This is a genomic window from Porphyromonas somerae DSM 23386 (assembly GCF_000372405.1).
Taxonomy (GTDB): Bacteria; Bacteroidota; Bacteroidia; order Bacteroidales; family Porphyromonadaceae; genus Porphyromonas_A; species Porphyromonas_A somerae.
The window spans coordinates 18,825-34,695 of record NZ_AQVC01000008.1 but is presented as its reverse complement, the minus strand read 5'-3'; the positions used below and the strand labels follow the sequence as shown (position 1 = coordinate 34,695).

Genomic DNA, 15,871 nt, shown 5'->3' with positions numbered 1-15,871 from the left:
TTCATTCGATCGTCCTAAAACAGTTGTTGCTTAAGTCCAAAAACTCCTCATCCACCCCAAGTAGTCGAGCAATCCTAAAGGCCTCTCTCGGCACAGACACCTGACTATCTGGCACCAAACTATAATCCATCAGCTCAGCGAGATGTGCCACCTCTACGCCGTGCATATCACGTCCCTCCACAAATCCCCGCACTCTCCACCGCCTTCCTTGCGAGGGCACTCCGCTATAGTGAGTAGTGATCAGTGCCATAGCCCCATACTGCTCTAGTAACTTCACAAGTCCAGAGACAAGGGCATACCCCTCTTCAGGATTGGTAGTACGAGCGGGTTCGTCAATAATCGCAAGGACCTTTTGCCCACTCTTCACCGCCTGGATGATACCATTGAGCCGAATCATCTCTGCTCCAAACGAAGAGAGCCCCAATCGCATATCCTCGCCATCACCGGCTGAATAAAGAAGATGCTCTACCACCACCATGGTAGCAGACTTCGCCAAGACATACATGCCAAACTGCATCATCCCCTGTGCCAGTGCTACCGAGTGCAAAAGCACACTCTTACCACCCATATTGGCACCCGAGATCAAGGTCGGCTCCTCTTCAAACTCTATTGAAACCGGCTGAAAGCGTCCTCCACTCCTCCTTACCTGATCTGCCACCTCGGGATTCACCAACTCCTCCAAATGAGTGGTACCAGAGGAGATAGGCTTTGGCCGACACGCCCGATACCTCACTGCCCAATCAGCCTTTGCCAAAATAGCCGTATCGTGTGCCAGTGCCTTTAATACCATCTCTAGCGAGTCAGCAAAAGGGGCCAACTCCTCAGTTAACCTAGCCCTCACCTCCTCCTCACACTGCGAGAGTTGGGCATTGAGCTCCGCCAAAGGGGTCTCCTCCTTTGTCCGCTCAATCGCTTCTCTTATCTCCTTGAGCCGTGCATCAAAATAATTATCTAGATAAAAGCTAGGCAATCGTTCTTCGCGTGGGTCAAGCACCGATAGCACCCCCTTCAGCGAAGGTCGTTCGGTCAATTGGTAGTGATAATGGGCTTGTAACTGAGCAATCTTTTCATCAATCAGAGCTAGCTTCTTAATCTCAAAGAGGTCTACATCGCTACAGATAGCACCCGTAGCCCTTAGCACCTCAATGGAGCCAGAGATATTCACCACCTCCTCAAGCTGTAGCTGCAAGAGTGGAATCCCCTCAGAAGACTGTATGTAGCCGACGAACTTAGCCACTTCATCGAGTGCCTCTTCAATCTCCTCGCGACTCGTGAGCCAATAGCTATCCAATAGAGCCAAGCGACCTATGCTAGAGGAAAAGGTCATTTCCTCCAGCACATACCTCAGCCCCTTGATATGGTCTAGTGCCTCACGAAATCTCATCACTACATCTCATTATATCATACACTGGCACCTCAAGTGCCTCACTCAGTCGCTCACACATCTCCTCCGAAGGCATCCTAAATCCTGTCGGAGCAACAGGGTTAAAGGTCACCGCCACCAACTCTGCCCGCCGAAGGGTATAGAGCTTTTTGCCACTCGCCAGAAGGCTCCTCACCGCCTGCCCCGAGACAAAAAGCCTCGTAAAGTCGCGGACAATCAGCCCCCGACACCCCTTAGACTGCCGAATACGCTCTAAGAGATTGTCGTGCACCGCCCCAGAGACAAATACCAGTCCCTCCAGTAATTGCCACCGACCATCCTCCCAAAATTGGGAAAGGAGTGCCGACGCATAGCCAGGGTCGAGCACCTCATCACCTACCACCAGGCGTATCCCATGAGTCACCTCCTCAAGTCTACTCGCTAGTAGACGATCCGAAAGCTCCGGCAACTCTATCTGCTGCACCAGTTCCTTGGTGAGCTGTATCAGTCGCTCTGGCTGTGCCGAAAAGGCCGCACCCGTAGCAAGTATCAGCCCATCAGCTACTGCAGGAGAAGCGAGTGACTTCCGAGAGAGTGCCCCATCGATAATCGATAGGTCGGCACCATCTCGTTGCATCACCTCCACCACCTTTCGTAGTCCTTGAGTGGTGGGTGGGCCAGCAATCAGCACCTTGCCCTCACCTCTCGCACGAGCATATATCAGACGCCCAGTAGAAGTGGTATAAACTCGCTCCACTCCCAGCACCTCCGCCGAGAGCTGTTTCTGCCGATAGTAGTGCTCCGCCGTGACAAATAGAGTCCCCTTAGAGAGTGTAATCTCGGGCTTCTCCGTCTGTGTCACTTGGTCGCGTCGCTCCCCCTCTAGCCCTATAGAGGTAAGTCCTACCACCTTATCAGGTGCTTGAGAGGCTATCCGCTGCAGTACATAATTGAGTGTGGCAGTCTTGCCAGTATTCTTGGCCGTCCCTACGATCGAAAGGCTACTGAGTGCTAGTAGTTTTTTGATAAATGGCATACCAGGAATATTGACAAGAGACCGCCTCACCCACGTGAGTTACTTATCCTTATTCTGCTCTCTAATCCTCTTGGTACGCTCCTTACGTGCCAAGTGAGTAGGAGATAGCGATAGATGATTACCGGCAAGGAGTGAAGCTACTCCGTCGCAAGTATCATTACACTCCTCACAGTTGCAAGTACCCTCTTGGTACCCCTCGGGCTCCGTATAAGTGGTAATCACTCCCTCATAATTGCGGAGCACCACACGGCGAGGCGACTGAGAGATAATGTAATTAGGCATCACTGGAATCTTACCACCGCCACCAGGAGCATCCACCACAAAGGTAGGTACACAGTAGCCCGAAGTATGTCCTCTCAAGGCCTCAATGATCTCAATACCCTTGGATACTGGAGTACGGAAGTGGCTAATACCTTGTGAAAGGTCGCACACATATATATAATAAGGACGCACCCTAATCTTTACCAACTCATGCACCAAGTGCTTCATAATGCTAGGGCAGTCATTGATACCACGCAAAAGCACCGATTGATTACCCAGAGGGATACCAGCATTGGCAAGACGCTCACAAGCTAGCTTCGACTCCTCGGTAATCTCATTAGGGTGATTGAAGTGGGTATTGAGCCATACAGGGTGATACTTAGAAAGCATCTGTACCAGCTCAGGAGTGATACGCTGTGGCAATACTACAGGAGCACGCGAACCAAAGCGGATAATCTCCACGTGTGGAATAGCCCTTAGCCTCTGTAGGATATACTCTAGCATCTTATCCCCTACCATCAGAGCGTCGCCACCCGAGAGAAGCACATCACGTACCTCTGTAGCCTGCTCAATATACTCAAGGGCTCTATCAATGCGCTCTCTAGGAGCAGAGGCATCCTTATGCCCAGCAAAACGACGGCGAGTGCAGTGACGGCAATACATTGCACACATATCAGTAATCAGGAATAGCACCCTATCAGGATATCTGTGGGTGAGCCCTGGTACTGGAGAGTCCTCGTCCTCGCTCAGAGGGTCGAGCTGATCCTCAGGACTTACCACCAGCTCCTTAGCAGTAGGCACTGCCTGTTTGCGAACTGGGTCATTAGGGTCGTCGGGATTGATTAGGCTTATATAATAAGGGGTAATGGCCATACGGAGCTGCTTTAGCGTACTGCGTACTCCCTCTAGCTCCTCCTCCGTTAGTGCTACATACTTCTGCAGATCCTCTACCGTTTCAATTCGGTTTTTGAGCTGCCAGTGCCAGTCATTCCACTCCTCATCGGTCACATTAGGGAAGTAGTAGTCTCTTCTACTTTTATTCATAAATAGTATTTTCGGTCGTTATTCTTTATTTGTGGGCAGAGAGATAGGGCAATAGCAGTCTGCCTTATCTCTCTCCACCACAGTTTCATTGTTATGCGTAAAGCTCAGTAAATAGCTTTCTTAGTGGTTCACACTCTCTAAACTCCTGCAGAGTAATCTCGGCATGACCAGCGGTATAGCCATTGCCCACCATCATGGTCACCTGACTTCCTACCCCTTCAGCACCAAGGGCTGCCTTGGTGAAGCTCGTTGCCATAGAGAAGAAGTAGACAATACCATCCCCCTTGGTACAGAGGATACTCGTCATCTCGGTATCAGGGATATTGACATTATTGATGGTGATATCACTCATCTTACCATTGGTCAGCTTCTCCACCTTCTCCATTACAGGTATAGGTTGCGTAGCATCGGCCGAGAAGACCTCGTCACAGAAGCCGAGACGCTTTAGTCTATCCACACTCTCTTGAGAGTAATCAATGCCGATCACCTTACCAGTGACACCAGCACGCTTCTTCGCCTCATAGCAGCAGAGCATACCACTCTTACCACCTGCTCCGATGATCGTAACCGTATCCCCTGGCTTCACTAGCTTAGCCACCTGAGCAGGTGCCCCAGCTACGTCAAGAGCCGAAAGCACCAGATTCTCTGGTAGATCATCTGGAATCTTGGCATAGATACCACTCTCAAAGAGAATCGCCTTACCATCGATATCCACCTGGTCAATCTCAGGGCGGATCTCCTTGATCTTATCTATCCTTAGTGGAGTGAGCGAAAGCGAAACAAGTGTTGCCACCTTGTCCCCTTCCTTCAGGTCGATCTTACCCTTGAGGGCATCACCGATCTTCTCCACCACTCCGAGTAGCATACCACCAGAGCCAGTGACAGGATTGCGATGCTTCCCCTGCTTCTCCACAATATCCATCATGATCTCGGCAATCTTATCCTTATCTCCTCCAGCTTGCTTGGAGATCTGGGTAAAGCTTGCAGAGTCTATATTAAGTGTCTTCACATCGATGAGGATCTCATTATCGAAGATCTCATCCATATTATTGTCCACCTTGTCGGCAGGCTGTGGCAATACCCCTTTAGGTGAAATCACCCTATGGGTGCCATATCTATTTCCTGGTTTCTGAGCCATATATATATATTAATGTCTATTCTATTATTCTTTATATGAGTGTGTCTAGAGAATCACTTACGAGGTGGGAGTGAAAGGATCTCACGTGCCTCATCAGAGGTAGCAATCTCACGACCCAGCTCCTTGGCAATCCGTACCACCTTTGCTACCAACTCGCCATTGGACTTCGCCAATACCCCCTTAGAGAGGTAGAGGTTATCCTCAAAGCCCACACGCACATGGCCGCCCATAGCGATCGCATGTGCTGCGAGTGTAAACTCATGGCGTCCAATCCCTGTAGCGGTCCAAGTAGACCCTTCAGGAAGAGCATTGACGAGCCACAAAAGGTTGGAAACAGAGGCCGATGAAGCACCTGGGACTCCTAGCACAAAGTTAAACTGCATGGGGTGCCCGGGAGCCTCACCACGGCGAGCCATCTGAAGGGCTGCCTCAAGGTGTCCCATATCAAAGCACTCATACTCTGGCTTGATATTATTCTCGAGCATCCGCTTACCAAAAGCCCTCATCATTGGTAGGGTATTCTCAAATACCTCATCACCGAAGTTCACGGTACCACAATCCAAAGTAGCCATCTCAGGCATCAGCTCGGTAGGTTGCAGGCGTTCCTCAGCCGACATACCCACAGCACCTCCCGTAGAGGGGATAATGATAACATCGGGCAATTCACGCAAGATAGCATCCATCACCTCCTTGTAGCGAGCCTTGCTCTGAGTAGGGGTACCATCATCCTCCCGTACATGCACGTGAAGCACAGCAGCACCAGCATCATAAGCACTCTTGGCTTCGCGCACCATCTCCTCAACGGTATAAGGGACCGCAGGATTGTGCTCCTTAGTCACTTCAGCACCACAGATTGCAGCAGTAATGATCAGTTTATCCATAATAGCTTACTTTCCTTTGCGTTGACAGTTCTTGGGCACCACACAAGTACCACTAGCTCTACAAACCACAATAGGCTCCTCCAGCACATCGGCAGCCGAAGCACTGATATCTGTACGAGGGCTGATCACCTTGCGTGCCTCAAAGACCATCTTGCGAGAGGAGTTACCTGCACTCACAATCTCCCCAACAGCCTCAATATAGTCACCAGCATGGACAGGTGCCTTGAACTCTACATTGTCATAAGCCACAAAAAGGCCCTCATCACCATCATTCATAATGAGCAACTCGGTAGCCACATCGCCAAATAGTTGTAGCATACGTGCTCCATCCACTAAGTTACCTCCATAGTGTGCATCACCGCTACTCATGCGGAGGCGGATCATTGACTTTAGATTATTATTCTCCATATATCTAAATATTCTACTTTATTCAATAATATAATCAACCAAAATGCCTGAAGTATGAATAGCCTCAGGAGCAATCTCACCCGTAGGTACCTTATGCTCAATCTCAGCTACTACAGTATCCGCAGCCATTGCCATAAGGGGTTGGAAGTTTTGAGTAGTTCCCTTGTAAACTAGATTGCCCATCTCGTCACCGATACTCCCTTTGATAAAGGCAAATTCGGCTCTTAGTGGCTTCTCAAGGAGGTATTCAACACCATCTACCGTCACCTTTTCCTTACCATCGGCTACAATAGTACCGAGGCCGGTAGTGGTCAATACGCCACCAAGGCCACAACCTCCGGCCCTAATCTGCTCGGCAAGGGAGCCTTGTGGACAGAAGTGGATCGTCAGCTCGCCACTATTCATCTGCTCAGCAGTGTGAGGATTGGTGCCGATATGCGATACATAGAGTTCTTTAACCTGATGATTGGCGATAAGGCGTCCGCACCCTAGCTCGGGATAAGAGGTGTCATTGACAATCATTGTGAGGTCCTTCACCCCACTCTCTACCAGTGCGTCAATGATCTTCTCGGGGGTACCATTACCAAGGAACCCGCCCACCATGATGCTCATACCATCGTGAAACTTCTCTTTAAGTTGAGATAAACTAATACCTTTACTCATAGCTTGATATATTTATTATAGGTGTATTATTTGTCCAAAATCCAAGTTGCAACCCAAGAGACAGACAAGCTCGTACTACCTCCTGAAACCTTCAATAAAAGGGGTGGTTTTTTCTGTGGTACACCCTTTACAAAAGTCCTTTTACAACCGTCCCTCAAAAATACAGAAAAAATTAGTAATTGCCTAAGAAATTGAGCGGATTCGCTCAAAAATTACATTTTGGAGGGGAGAAGAGCTTTTACCACTTGAATAAATATCAAAACCGATACCTTATTCTACAGCCAGTAGCAAGATAGGTAAAAACGGGCGAAAAGCAACAAACTAGAGGAGACTCAAACAGTCTCTAAAATCAGTGCCCTATCAAAGCAAAAGTTTAGTTGCAACTAACCGATCGACGAGTTGCAACTAAGCAAACGCTTAGTTGCAACTAAACTGACCCCCAAATAGAGCTCTGTGTATCAGGTAGTTACAAAAGCACTTTCTCCGCCATTTCAATCCACCCTCTTTCACCCAACTTCTTAGCCCAAAGCCGATAGAAAAAGGACCTCGGCAGAGGTCCCAACAAAGCACCCGTCAGGGTGCCATTCAGATAGCCCCCGTGTCGGAGGGGCAATCTGAGTGGCACCCTGTCGGGTGCTCTTATGCCCATATTGGCTGACGTTCAATCAAATCTAATTCCTATTGTCGGAACTTTCTATCGCGTAATTCCTAATAGAGGTTGGAAAAACCATTTGCAGTTAGCAATAATTTTAGTATCTTTGCCGAACGTTTATTGACAGTAGAACTAAGTAAATACATAAAGCAATGAAGAGGACATATCAACCTTCGGTAAGGAAAAAGAAGAATAAGCACGGCTTCCGTGCTCGTATGGCTACCGCAAATGGTAGACGTGTACTAGCAGCCCGTCGTGCTAAGGGACGTGCTAGACTGACTGTTTCTGAGTAAAATCTAGGAAACAGCAGGACTTCTTCGCATAGGGGAGCACTTATTATAAGAATAGGTGTGTTGAGATGCTATATCTCGACACACCTATTTTTTATGTGATGGTGATGAAATTTGGTATCTTTACGATATCTAAAATTAACCAAGACAAGTATGAAAGAGTTGAAGTGCCCTAAGTGCGGCAGTACATTTACCGTAGATGAGGCGGACTATGCCTCTATAGTGGAGCAGGTGCGGACTGCTGAATATCAGTTGGACCTACAGCAGAGGGTCGAAGAGCAGCGAAAGCAGTGGCAAGCGGAGCAAAAGGCGGCCCAATCGGAAAGCTCTCGCCATTACGAGCAGATGATTTCGCAAAAGGATCAGGAGCTCTCATCTCTCAAGGAGCAACTCAAGAGTAGTGAGGTGGCTCAAGAGAATGCGGTGAACAAAGCAGTGGCCAAGGAGCAGGAGCAGATCGCGAAATTGGAGAAGGAATTAGCAGAAGCCAATGGTCTTCACCAAGTAGCTCTACTGAAGGTCGAGAATCTGAGTAAGAATCAGGTACAGGAAAAGGAGCGAGAAATCGCTGACCTCAAGAATCAGATGGCTCTTGCCAAAAGCGAAGCTATGAATAATGAGAATCGACTTCGTGAGGAGAATGCTACGGAGGTACGGCTACTCAAGGAGCAGGTGGAGCTCTATCGTGATATGAAGGCACGTCTCTCCACAAAGATGGTAGGAGAGACGCTGGAGCAGCACTGCTATACGGAGTATGGGCGGATAAGTATGCTTTTTCCCAATGCCACTTTTGAGAAGGATAATGATGCCTCCTCGGGCTCCAAAGGGGACTTTATATTCCGCGACTATACCGATGATGGGCAGGAGTATATCTCAATTATGTTTGAGATGAAAAACCAAAATGAGACCACCGCTACCAAGCACAAGAATGAGGACTTTCTGGAGAAACTAGATAAAGACCGCAAGACTAAGGGGTGCGAGTACGCCGTACTGGTCTCTATGCTGGAGCTTGATAGCGAGCTCTACAATACGGGCATCGTGAATATGTCGCCGAAGTACGAGCGTATGTACGTGATACGCCCACAGTTTTTTATCCCGATGATCACCATCCTTCAGCAGACCTCTCAAAAAAGCATTGAGTACAAGAAGGAATTGGAGCAAGCAAGGCAACAATCGGTAGATATCACCAACTTTGAGGACAAGCTAAGCGACTTCAAGCAGAAGTTTGGATACAACTACCGGCTAGCCAGCGAGAAGTTTACTAAAGCGATTGATGAGATAGATAAGACCATACAGCACCTCACGAAAGTGCGTGAGGCACTAGTCGGTTCGGAAAACAATCTGAGGCTCGCCAACGACAAGGCGGAGGGACTTACCATCCGCAAGCTAACCTACCAAAACCCAACGATGAAAGCGAAGTTTGAAGAGGAGCGACAACGAAAAGGAAATCTCGCCTCCCTAGAGGAAGACGACGAATAATAGGATTCAGGACCTCGGCAGAGGTCCGATTTGTTGTAGCCCCCGCGTCGGAGGGCGTAGCCCGAACGACCGGGGGTAAGCAAGAGCTCACATATATATTCGACCCCTTGTGGGTCGGACAATATAAGCTAGAACGTTAAAATCAATCCAAGAATAGGTTGTCCGACCCACAAGGGGTCGTAGATTTTGGTCGCCTTATTTACCCCCATTCATCGGCTCTGCGAGCCTCGAATGGGGGCTACAACAAATCGGACCTCCTGCGGAGGTCCTGACCCATAAAAACTCCGATGGATATCATTCGGGAAGCCGCAAAATAGAAGAGGGGCAGGTAACTACTAGTAGCTACCTGCCCCTCACTCTTCTTATTGAATTTTGTCAAATAGTGTCTCCGCAGACATCACTCTCTCTACTATACCATGAGAGGTATAGTACACCTTGCCAGATCCACGGCTCGCCAATAGTGAGGTTCCTCCTCGTAGTTTCTCACCTTGCAACCCAATAGGGGCTACATTTTCCTTGGCACCGTCCATCTTTGCGTAGAGGGTGGCTGTCGTCTCATCTCCATCCAGACAGATAGAGTAGATAGGTGTATCGGTAGCTCTCAAGCTGGCACTATTGCAGGCCCACGCATTGGCTACCCTCGAGGTAGCATCATCTACCGACCAGATGACTAGCACCGCCTTAGGCTCATTGGCCAAAGTCTCAGCTAGATCACAGCCATCCACCACCATACTTGGTATCTGTTCGCCAGGGTTGAGCCCCTTATCGGCACGTCCTGAAATCACTCTCCCTGATAAAAGCCCAAGGGCAACGAGAGTTACCAGCATACCAAGTAGCATAGTTTTTAGTCTCATAAAAGTCTATCTAAATTCCACTTAACCCACCAAAGACACCCTTCACAGGCATCACAGAGGATGGGCCTCCGAGTTTCGGAGCATGGTGGCACTTCACTAAGTACCATCAAAAATCTTGGCAAAGATAGCAAATATATTATATATCCACACCCATTTATACTTTTTTATCAAGTTGTTTTGATCTTATAACGACCTAAAACCAAGAGTATATACCGTTGTATTCCAACGCATTGATGGTATCAAAGCAAGCAGACGAGCAATGAATATATGAGGTTTCATCATATCCAACACTGAGCGACGGCAAAGCACCTTCAGCTGGGGGTGCAAAGCTTCAACCTCGGCGATACTATCATAGCCTGACCTGAATACGGCCTGTGAGTGGCGAAGAGTATCGTGCTTCTGTTGATGCTTCAAAATGGTATTATTCAATAAATCACCCACCAAAGTCACTCTTTCACCAAAAGCGGCATAAAGTCGCTCCAGTAGCTCTCTGATCTCTGCATCGGTGAAATACATAAGTACCCCTTCAATGACCAAAACAATATGAGTGGTAGGTGCCGTCATGCCTTTTAATTGTTCGATAAAATCGGGTGAGGTAAGGTCGGAAGTGACACTCGTAACCCCATTGAGAGGTGGCACCACCTCTTTTCTTATATTCATTACCTCTTTAAGGTCTAGATCCACCCTCGGGTAGTTTGAGAGGGATGAGAGCGTCCGATGCCATCGAGTGTCAAGCCCACAACCAGCATTCACCAACAAGATAGACTCAGGTGAGTGCTCTAAGGCTATTCTCACAGTTTCGCTATCGCAATACCCTGCCCGAACAAGACAGCCATAGTAGCTCATCTTATTCCAGCCACCATATTTATCCCAGTTGAAGTCAATTTGATTAGCGATATCAATAGCTACTCTATCGCCAAGAATTGGGTGAGGGCTCTCAGCATCTTTCCACCTCATCAATAGTGGAATTAAAAGCGTCTCCTCCACCGCATCAAAGTTTATTTTCCTTTTATCTGCCATCATCATCTTATCTTTTCATAAATCCGATTAGCAAAGCTCCCCAAATAGTCGCATTATCACAATACCTACCTAAAGGTATATTGATTGCTGATAATTGTGTACGTTTGGAAAAGTAAGGTAAAACAAGTAGCAGAAGGAGAAACGAGTATGAGTGAAAAAGTAGAGAAGTCCCCTTTTAAGAGGGTGAAGCAATCAATTGAGGAGCTATGGGATGAGTTTGATTTGCATTTCAAGCTGAAGGAGTGGGATGGAAAGCCTTTTGAGCATCCACAGACTGATGAACTGAAAGCGACGAAGGAGCTTTTGGAGAGCCCTAACTACTATGAGATGATCCCAAGTGGCGAGGAGTGTACGAAGGATAATAGTCTCTACCTGACGATTGATCAGCAATGGTTTGATAAGATCGCTTCGGGAGAGAAGGTGGTGGAGTACCGTGAGATAAAGGAGACGGTGATGGGCAAATACCTCGACCTTAGGGAGTCACCACAGGAGCAGATAGTGCTGAACCCTAATCTGGGAGAGGAGTTTGACTTCTCGTTGGATTCCTATAATGATGGAATATTCCTCTTTGTGCCTCGCTACTTTGAGTACCTAAGGCTGGGCGTGGGCTACAACAAGAATAGAGATACGGCGGTGGTGCGGATCAAGGGCATCTGCTTTATGCCTCAAAGAACCTATAAGGGGGATATCTTCAGGTTTGACTATCTGGATGAGAGTGTCACGGAGGAAAAGTATGATGCTGCCATAAAAAAGGGAGGGGAAGCGGTGCAGGACCTGCTCTATAAAGCGGATGGACCAGATACCTACTGGATCATGGCAATCCATCTTGGCGAGGTGGTGGAGCTCAATAGAGGTAAGTGATGCACCTCCCCATGGCGAGCTTTGAGACAGCCTCAGGATAAGCTTTAATACCGCCACAAAGAGGCAATTATCTGAGGAAAAAGGACCTCGGAGAGGTCCTTACCCCATTGGTACCACAATGATCACGGCACGGCAGGCTTATATTAATACTCCCTACCCTCTGCAATTGTACGAGCTGTAAATGTTTCACGTACCAAACAGAAATGTTTCTCGTATGAAATCAAAATACTTCACGTATCAAACAGAAATGCTTCACGTACCAAATATAAAAAGGGCTGGTAGAGAGTGATTCTCTACCAGCCCTTTACTTATTGTGTCTGTTGCTTAACGAGATTACTTCTCCTCAGCTACATAAGGTGCATCAAGATTGAACTCTGAGCGTAGCTTGTACTTGTAGTACCTGCGCTGAGCATCTTGCTGAGCTACTGCGAATAGCTCCTCTGCCTCTTGTGGATACTTCTTAGCAAGTGAGTTGTAACGCACCTCACCCATTAGGAAGTCGTGGAACTTCGACCAATCTGGCTCCTTAGAGTCGAGGCTAAATGGATTCTTACCCTCGTTGATGAGCTCAGGATTGTATCTCCATAGGTGCCAGTAACCGCACTCTACTGCCATCTCCTCTTCACGCTGGCTCTTACCCATACCGGCCTTCAGTCCGTGCTCAATACATGGTGAGTAAGCGATCACTACAGATGGGCCATCAAATGCCTCAGCCTCGCGGATCGCCTTGAGGGTCTGGGCGTGGTTTGCACCCATTGCTACTTGTGCTACATAGATGTAACCGTAGGTGGTCATCATCAGGCCAAGGTCCTTCTTGCGGATACGCTTACCTGAAGCAGCGAACTTGGCAATAGCACCGGTAGGAGTACTCTTAGAGCTCTGTCCACCAGTATTGGAGTAAACCTCGGTATCAAGGATGAGAACATTGACATTCTCGCCACTAGCGAGTACGTGGTCAAGACCACCGAAGCCGATATCGTATGCCCAACCGTCACCACCGATGATCCACTGGCTACGCTTCACAAAGTAATTGGAAAGTGCATCAAGTGTACGGATCTCTGCGTGATTGCTCTTGCGGATCTCTGGGATAATCTTATCAGCGACCTCACGGCTCTTATCAGCATCCTCGCGGTTGTCGTACCACTCACGTAGTAGCTCAACATTGATTGGAGCCTCCTTAGCACCGTCAAGGATATCCTTCACGTAGTGCTCTAGACGCTCACGGAGCTTAAGAGCAGCAGTGTGCATACCGTAACCAAACTCTGCATTATCCTCGAATAGAGAGTTAGCCCAAGCTGGTCCCTGACCACATAGGTTGGTGGTGTAAGGAGTACTTGGAGAAGAAGCAGAGTAGATAGAAGAACAACCTGTAGCGTTGGCTACCATCTGACGAGTACCAAATAGCTGAGTAAGTAGCCTTACATAAGGAGTCTCACCACAACCTGCACAAGAACCGCTAAACTCGAATAGAGGCTTAGCAAATTGAGAGTTCTTCACGTTGGCCTTAACGTCTACTAGGTGTGCCTTGTTGGTTACATTCTTGTAAGAGTAATCCCAAAGTGGCTGTAGAGGTAGCTGGCTTTCGATAGGCTTCATCTCTAGGGCCTTGCCATTCTTATTACCTGGGCAGATATCAGCACAGTTGCCACAACCCATACAGTCAAGCACGTCTACCTGCATGCGGAACTGAAGACCAGCGAATGGCTTACCAATTGCCTTGAGTGTCTCGTATCCCTCTGGAGCATTCTTCACCTCCTCCTCATCAAGTAGGAATGGACGAATAGTGGCGTGAGGACATACGTACGCACACTGGTTACACTGGATACAGTTCTCGATCTTCCACTCTGGTACAAGAGCTGCTACACCACGCTTCTCGGAGTTGGAAGTACCATTCTCCCAAGTACCGTCTTCGCGACCCTTAAATGCAGATACTGGCAGACCGTAACCCTCGCGAGCATTGATCACCCTTACTACATCTCTTACGAATGGGGTGTCGTCTGGGTGTACCTCGATCTCGTCATCTGGAAGGTTAGCCCACTCAGGATTAACTGGAACCTTTACGAGTAGCTCACCACCCTTATCTACAGCTTGGTAGTTTTTGCTTACCACTGCATCACCCTTGTGTCCGTAAGACTTCATGATGAACTTCTTCATCTGCTCTACAGCTAGCTCGTAAGGGATTACACCGGTAATCTTGAAGAAAGCCGATTGCAAGATGGTATTGGTACGGTTGCCAAGACCAATCTCCTGAGCTATCTGAGTAGCATTGATCATGTAGAAGTTGATCTCATTCTGAGCGAAGTACCTCTTCATCTTATTTGGCAGGTGCTTCTCAACCTCATTAACATCCCAGATGCTATTGAGTAGGAAGGTACCGCCTCTTCTCAGCCCCTTAGTAAGGTCATACATACGCAGATAGGCAGGTACGTGACAAGCTAGGAAGTGAGGCTGATTTACGTAGTAAGTACTACGGATCTTCTTATCTCCGAAGCGGAGGTGGCTACAGGTGAAACCTCCCGACTTCTTAGAGTCGTACTGGAAGTAAGCCTGTACATACTTATTGGTGTTGTCACCGATGATCTTGATAGAGTTTTTATTAGCACCTACAGTACCATCACTACCAAGTCCGTAGAACATACACTCATAAGCACCGTTATCGAGCTCTGGATCTTGCTCTACTGGAAGAGAGGTAAAGGTTACATCATCTACGATACCTACGGTGAAGTGATTCTTTGGCTCAGGTAGCTCAAGATTCTTGAATACAGCTACAATCTGGCCAGGAGTGGTGTCCTTACTTGAAAGACCATAGCGACCACCCACTACGATAGGAGCATTCTCGGTACCATAAAGGGCGCTCTTAACATCGCTATAAAGTGGCTCGCCTACAGAACCGCTCTCCTTAGTTCTATCCAATACTGCAATACGCTTCACGCTCTTTGGAATAGCACCTAGGAAGTGCTTTACTGAGAATGGGCGGTAGAGGTGTACGGTGAGCATACCTACCTTCTTGCCTTGGCTATTGAGGAGGTCTACCACATCCTTACACATCTTGGTCATGGAGCCCATGGCGATGATCATATGCTCAGCATCATCAGCACCATAGTAATCGAATAGATGATACTGACGGCCAGTAATCTTGGCAATCTCATCCATATACTCCTGCACTACATCTGGCACAGACTGGTAGAAGATATTGCTAGCCTCGCGAGCTTGGAAGAATACGTCGTCATTCTGTGCGGTACCTCTAGTAGCAGGGCTATCAGGAGCCAAAGCACGCTTGCGGAATGCATAAAGTGCCTCTTGATCTACTAGTGGCTTAAGGTCTTCCATCTGCATCTCCTCGATCTTTTGGATCTCGTGAGAAGTACGGAAACCATCGAAGAAGTGAATGAATGGCACTCTTGTCTTGATAGCTGCAAGGTGAGCCACAGCTGCAAGGTCCATTACCTCTTGTACCGAAGCGGTAGAGAGCTGTGCGAAGCCAAGTCCACGTGCACTCATCACGTCCTGGTGGTCACCAAGGATAGAAAGTGCGTGAGAAGCTACGGTACGAGCAGCCACATGGAATACGCCTGGGAGCAACTCACCAGCGATCTTATACATATTGGGGAGCATCAGGAGTAGACCCTGAGAAGCGGTAAAGGTGGAGGTAAGAGCACCAGCCTGAAGCGAGCCGTGTACTGCACCAGCGGCACCAGCCTCACTCTGCATCTCCTCTACTCGTACACGCTCACCGAAGATATTGAGGCGACCCTCAGCACTCCAAGCATCCACGTGCTCCGCCATGGTTGTAGACGGAGTGATAGGATAGATGGCAGCCACTTCGCTAAACATATAGGCAATATGTGCAGCGGCTTGGTTACCATCACAGGTAATAAATTTCTTTTCTTTAGCCATGTTACTGTCCTTTAATATGGTTGT

13 protein-coding genes are annotated in these 15,871 nt (G+C 48.2%); 3 read left to right on the top strand and 10 right to left on the bottom strand.

Annotated features, from left to right (window positions below):
• Position 1: 1 nt before the first annotated feature.
• The 7 genes from kamC to A3GK_RS0102355 form a co-directional block, all read right to left on the bottom strand.
• Positions 2–1,384: a lysine 5,6-aminomutase reactivase ATPase KamC gene (kamC, locus tag A3GK_RS0102385; RefSeq protein WP_018027935.1), complete on the bottom strand. Its 1,383-nt coding sequence runs from the start codon at positions 1,382–1,384 to the stop codon at positions 2–4.
• The gene (kamB, locus tag A3GK_RS0102380) at positions 1,371–2,399 is read right to left on the bottom strand and encodes a lysine 5,6-aminomutase reactivase subunit KamB (protein ID WP_018027934.1); all 1,029 of its coding nucleotides are present in this window, start codon (positions 2,397–2,399) and stop codon (positions 1,371–1,373) included. Before kamB ends, kamC begins: the two co-directional genes overlap by 14 nt.
• A 39-nt stretch (positions 2,400–2,438) precedes the next feature.
• On the bottom strand, positions 2,439–3,704 hold the full coding sequence (gene kamA, locus A3GK_RS0102375; protein ID WP_018027933.1) for a lysine 2,3-aminomutase: 1,266 nt from the start codon (positions 3,702–3,704) through the stop codon (positions 2,439–2,441).
• A gap of 91 nt (positions 3,705–3,795) precedes the next feature.
• Entirely contained in the window at positions 3,796–4,842 is a 1,047-nt protein-coding gene (gene kdd / locus A3GK_RS0102370; RefSeq protein WP_018027932.1) for an L-erythro-3,5-diaminohexanoate dehydrogenase, read from the bottom strand.
• A gap of 53 nt (positions 4,843–4,895) precedes the next feature.
• Positions 4,896–5,723: a 3-keto-5-aminohexanoate cleavage enzyme gene (gene kce / locus A3GK_RS0102365; protein WP_018027931.1), complete on the bottom strand. Its 828-nt coding sequence runs from the start codon at positions 5,721–5,723 to the stop codon at positions 4,896–4,898.
• 6 nt (positions 5,724–5,729) lie between these two features.
• Positions 5,730–6,131 carry a 3-aminobutyryl-CoA ammonia lyase gene (kal, locus tag A3GK_RS0102360; protein ID WP_018027930.1) on the bottom strand — a complete coding sequence of 134 codons (402 nt, stop codon included), beginning with the start codon at positions 6,129–6,131 and terminating at the stop codon, positions 5,730–5,732.
• 18 nt (positions 6,132–6,149) lie between these two features.
• Positions 6,150–6,794: a CoA transferase subunit A gene (locus A3GK_RS0102355; RefSeq protein ID WP_018027929.1), complete on the bottom strand. Its 645-nt coding sequence runs from the start codon at positions 6,792–6,794 to the stop codon at positions 6,150–6,152.
• An 804-nt stretch (positions 6,795–7,598) separates the two neighbouring features.
• Between A3GK_RS0102355 and rpmH the strand changes: the two genes are divergently transcribed.
• Together rpmH and A3GK_RS0102340 are read left to right on the top strand one after the other, a co-directional pair.
• Positions 7,599–7,739 (top strand): 50S ribosomal protein L34, encoded by a 141-nt coding sequence (gene rpmH, locus A3GK_RS11165; protein WP_021903222.1) that lies wholly within the window; start codon positions 7,599–7,601, stop codon positions 7,737–7,739.
• Positions 7,740–7,889: 150 nt separating this feature from the next.
• Positions 7,890–9,215, top strand: coding sequence for a DUF2130 domain-containing protein (locus A3GK_RS0102340; RefSeq protein ID WP_018027927.1), 1,326 nt, complete (start codon positions 7,890–7,892; stop codon positions 9,213–9,215).
• Positions 9,216–9,577: 362 nt separating this feature from the next.
• On the opposite strand, the gene A3GK_RS0102335 is transcribed toward A3GK_RS0102340, so the two are convergent.
• Both A3GK_RS0102335 and A3GK_RS0102330 read right to left on the bottom strand, forming a co-directional pair.
• A complete protein-coding gene (locus A3GK_RS0102335) occupies positions 9,578–10,069 on the bottom strand; it encodes a hypothetical protein (RefSeq protein ID WP_155799412.1) in 492 nt (163 codons plus the stop codon).
• Between the two features lie 183 nt (positions 10,070–10,252).
• The gene (locus tag A3GK_RS0102330; RefSeq protein ID WP_018027925.1) at positions 10,253–11,095 is read right to left on the bottom strand and encodes a class I SAM-dependent methyltransferase; all 843 of its coding nucleotides are present in this window, start codon (positions 11,093–11,095) and stop codon (positions 10,253–10,255) included.
• Between the two features lie 141 nt (positions 11,096–11,236).
• Between A3GK_RS0102330 and A3GK_RS10955 the strand changes: the two genes are divergently transcribed.
• Positions 11,237–11,950, top strand: a complete 714-nt coding sequence (locus A3GK_RS10955) for a hypothetical protein (RefSeq protein WP_155799411.1) — start codon at positions 11,237–11,239, stop codon at positions 11,948–11,950.
• A 333-nt stretch (positions 11,951–12,283) separates the two neighbouring features.
• On the opposite strand, the gene nifJ is transcribed toward A3GK_RS10955, so the two are convergent.
• On the bottom strand, positions 12,284–15,847 hold the full coding sequence (gene nifJ / locus A3GK_RS0102320) for a pyruvate:ferredoxin (flavodoxin) oxidoreductase (RefSeq protein WP_018027923.1): 3,564 nt from the start codon (positions 15,845–15,847) through the stop codon (positions 12,284–12,286).
• Positions 15,848–15,871 lie beyond the last annotated feature (24 nt).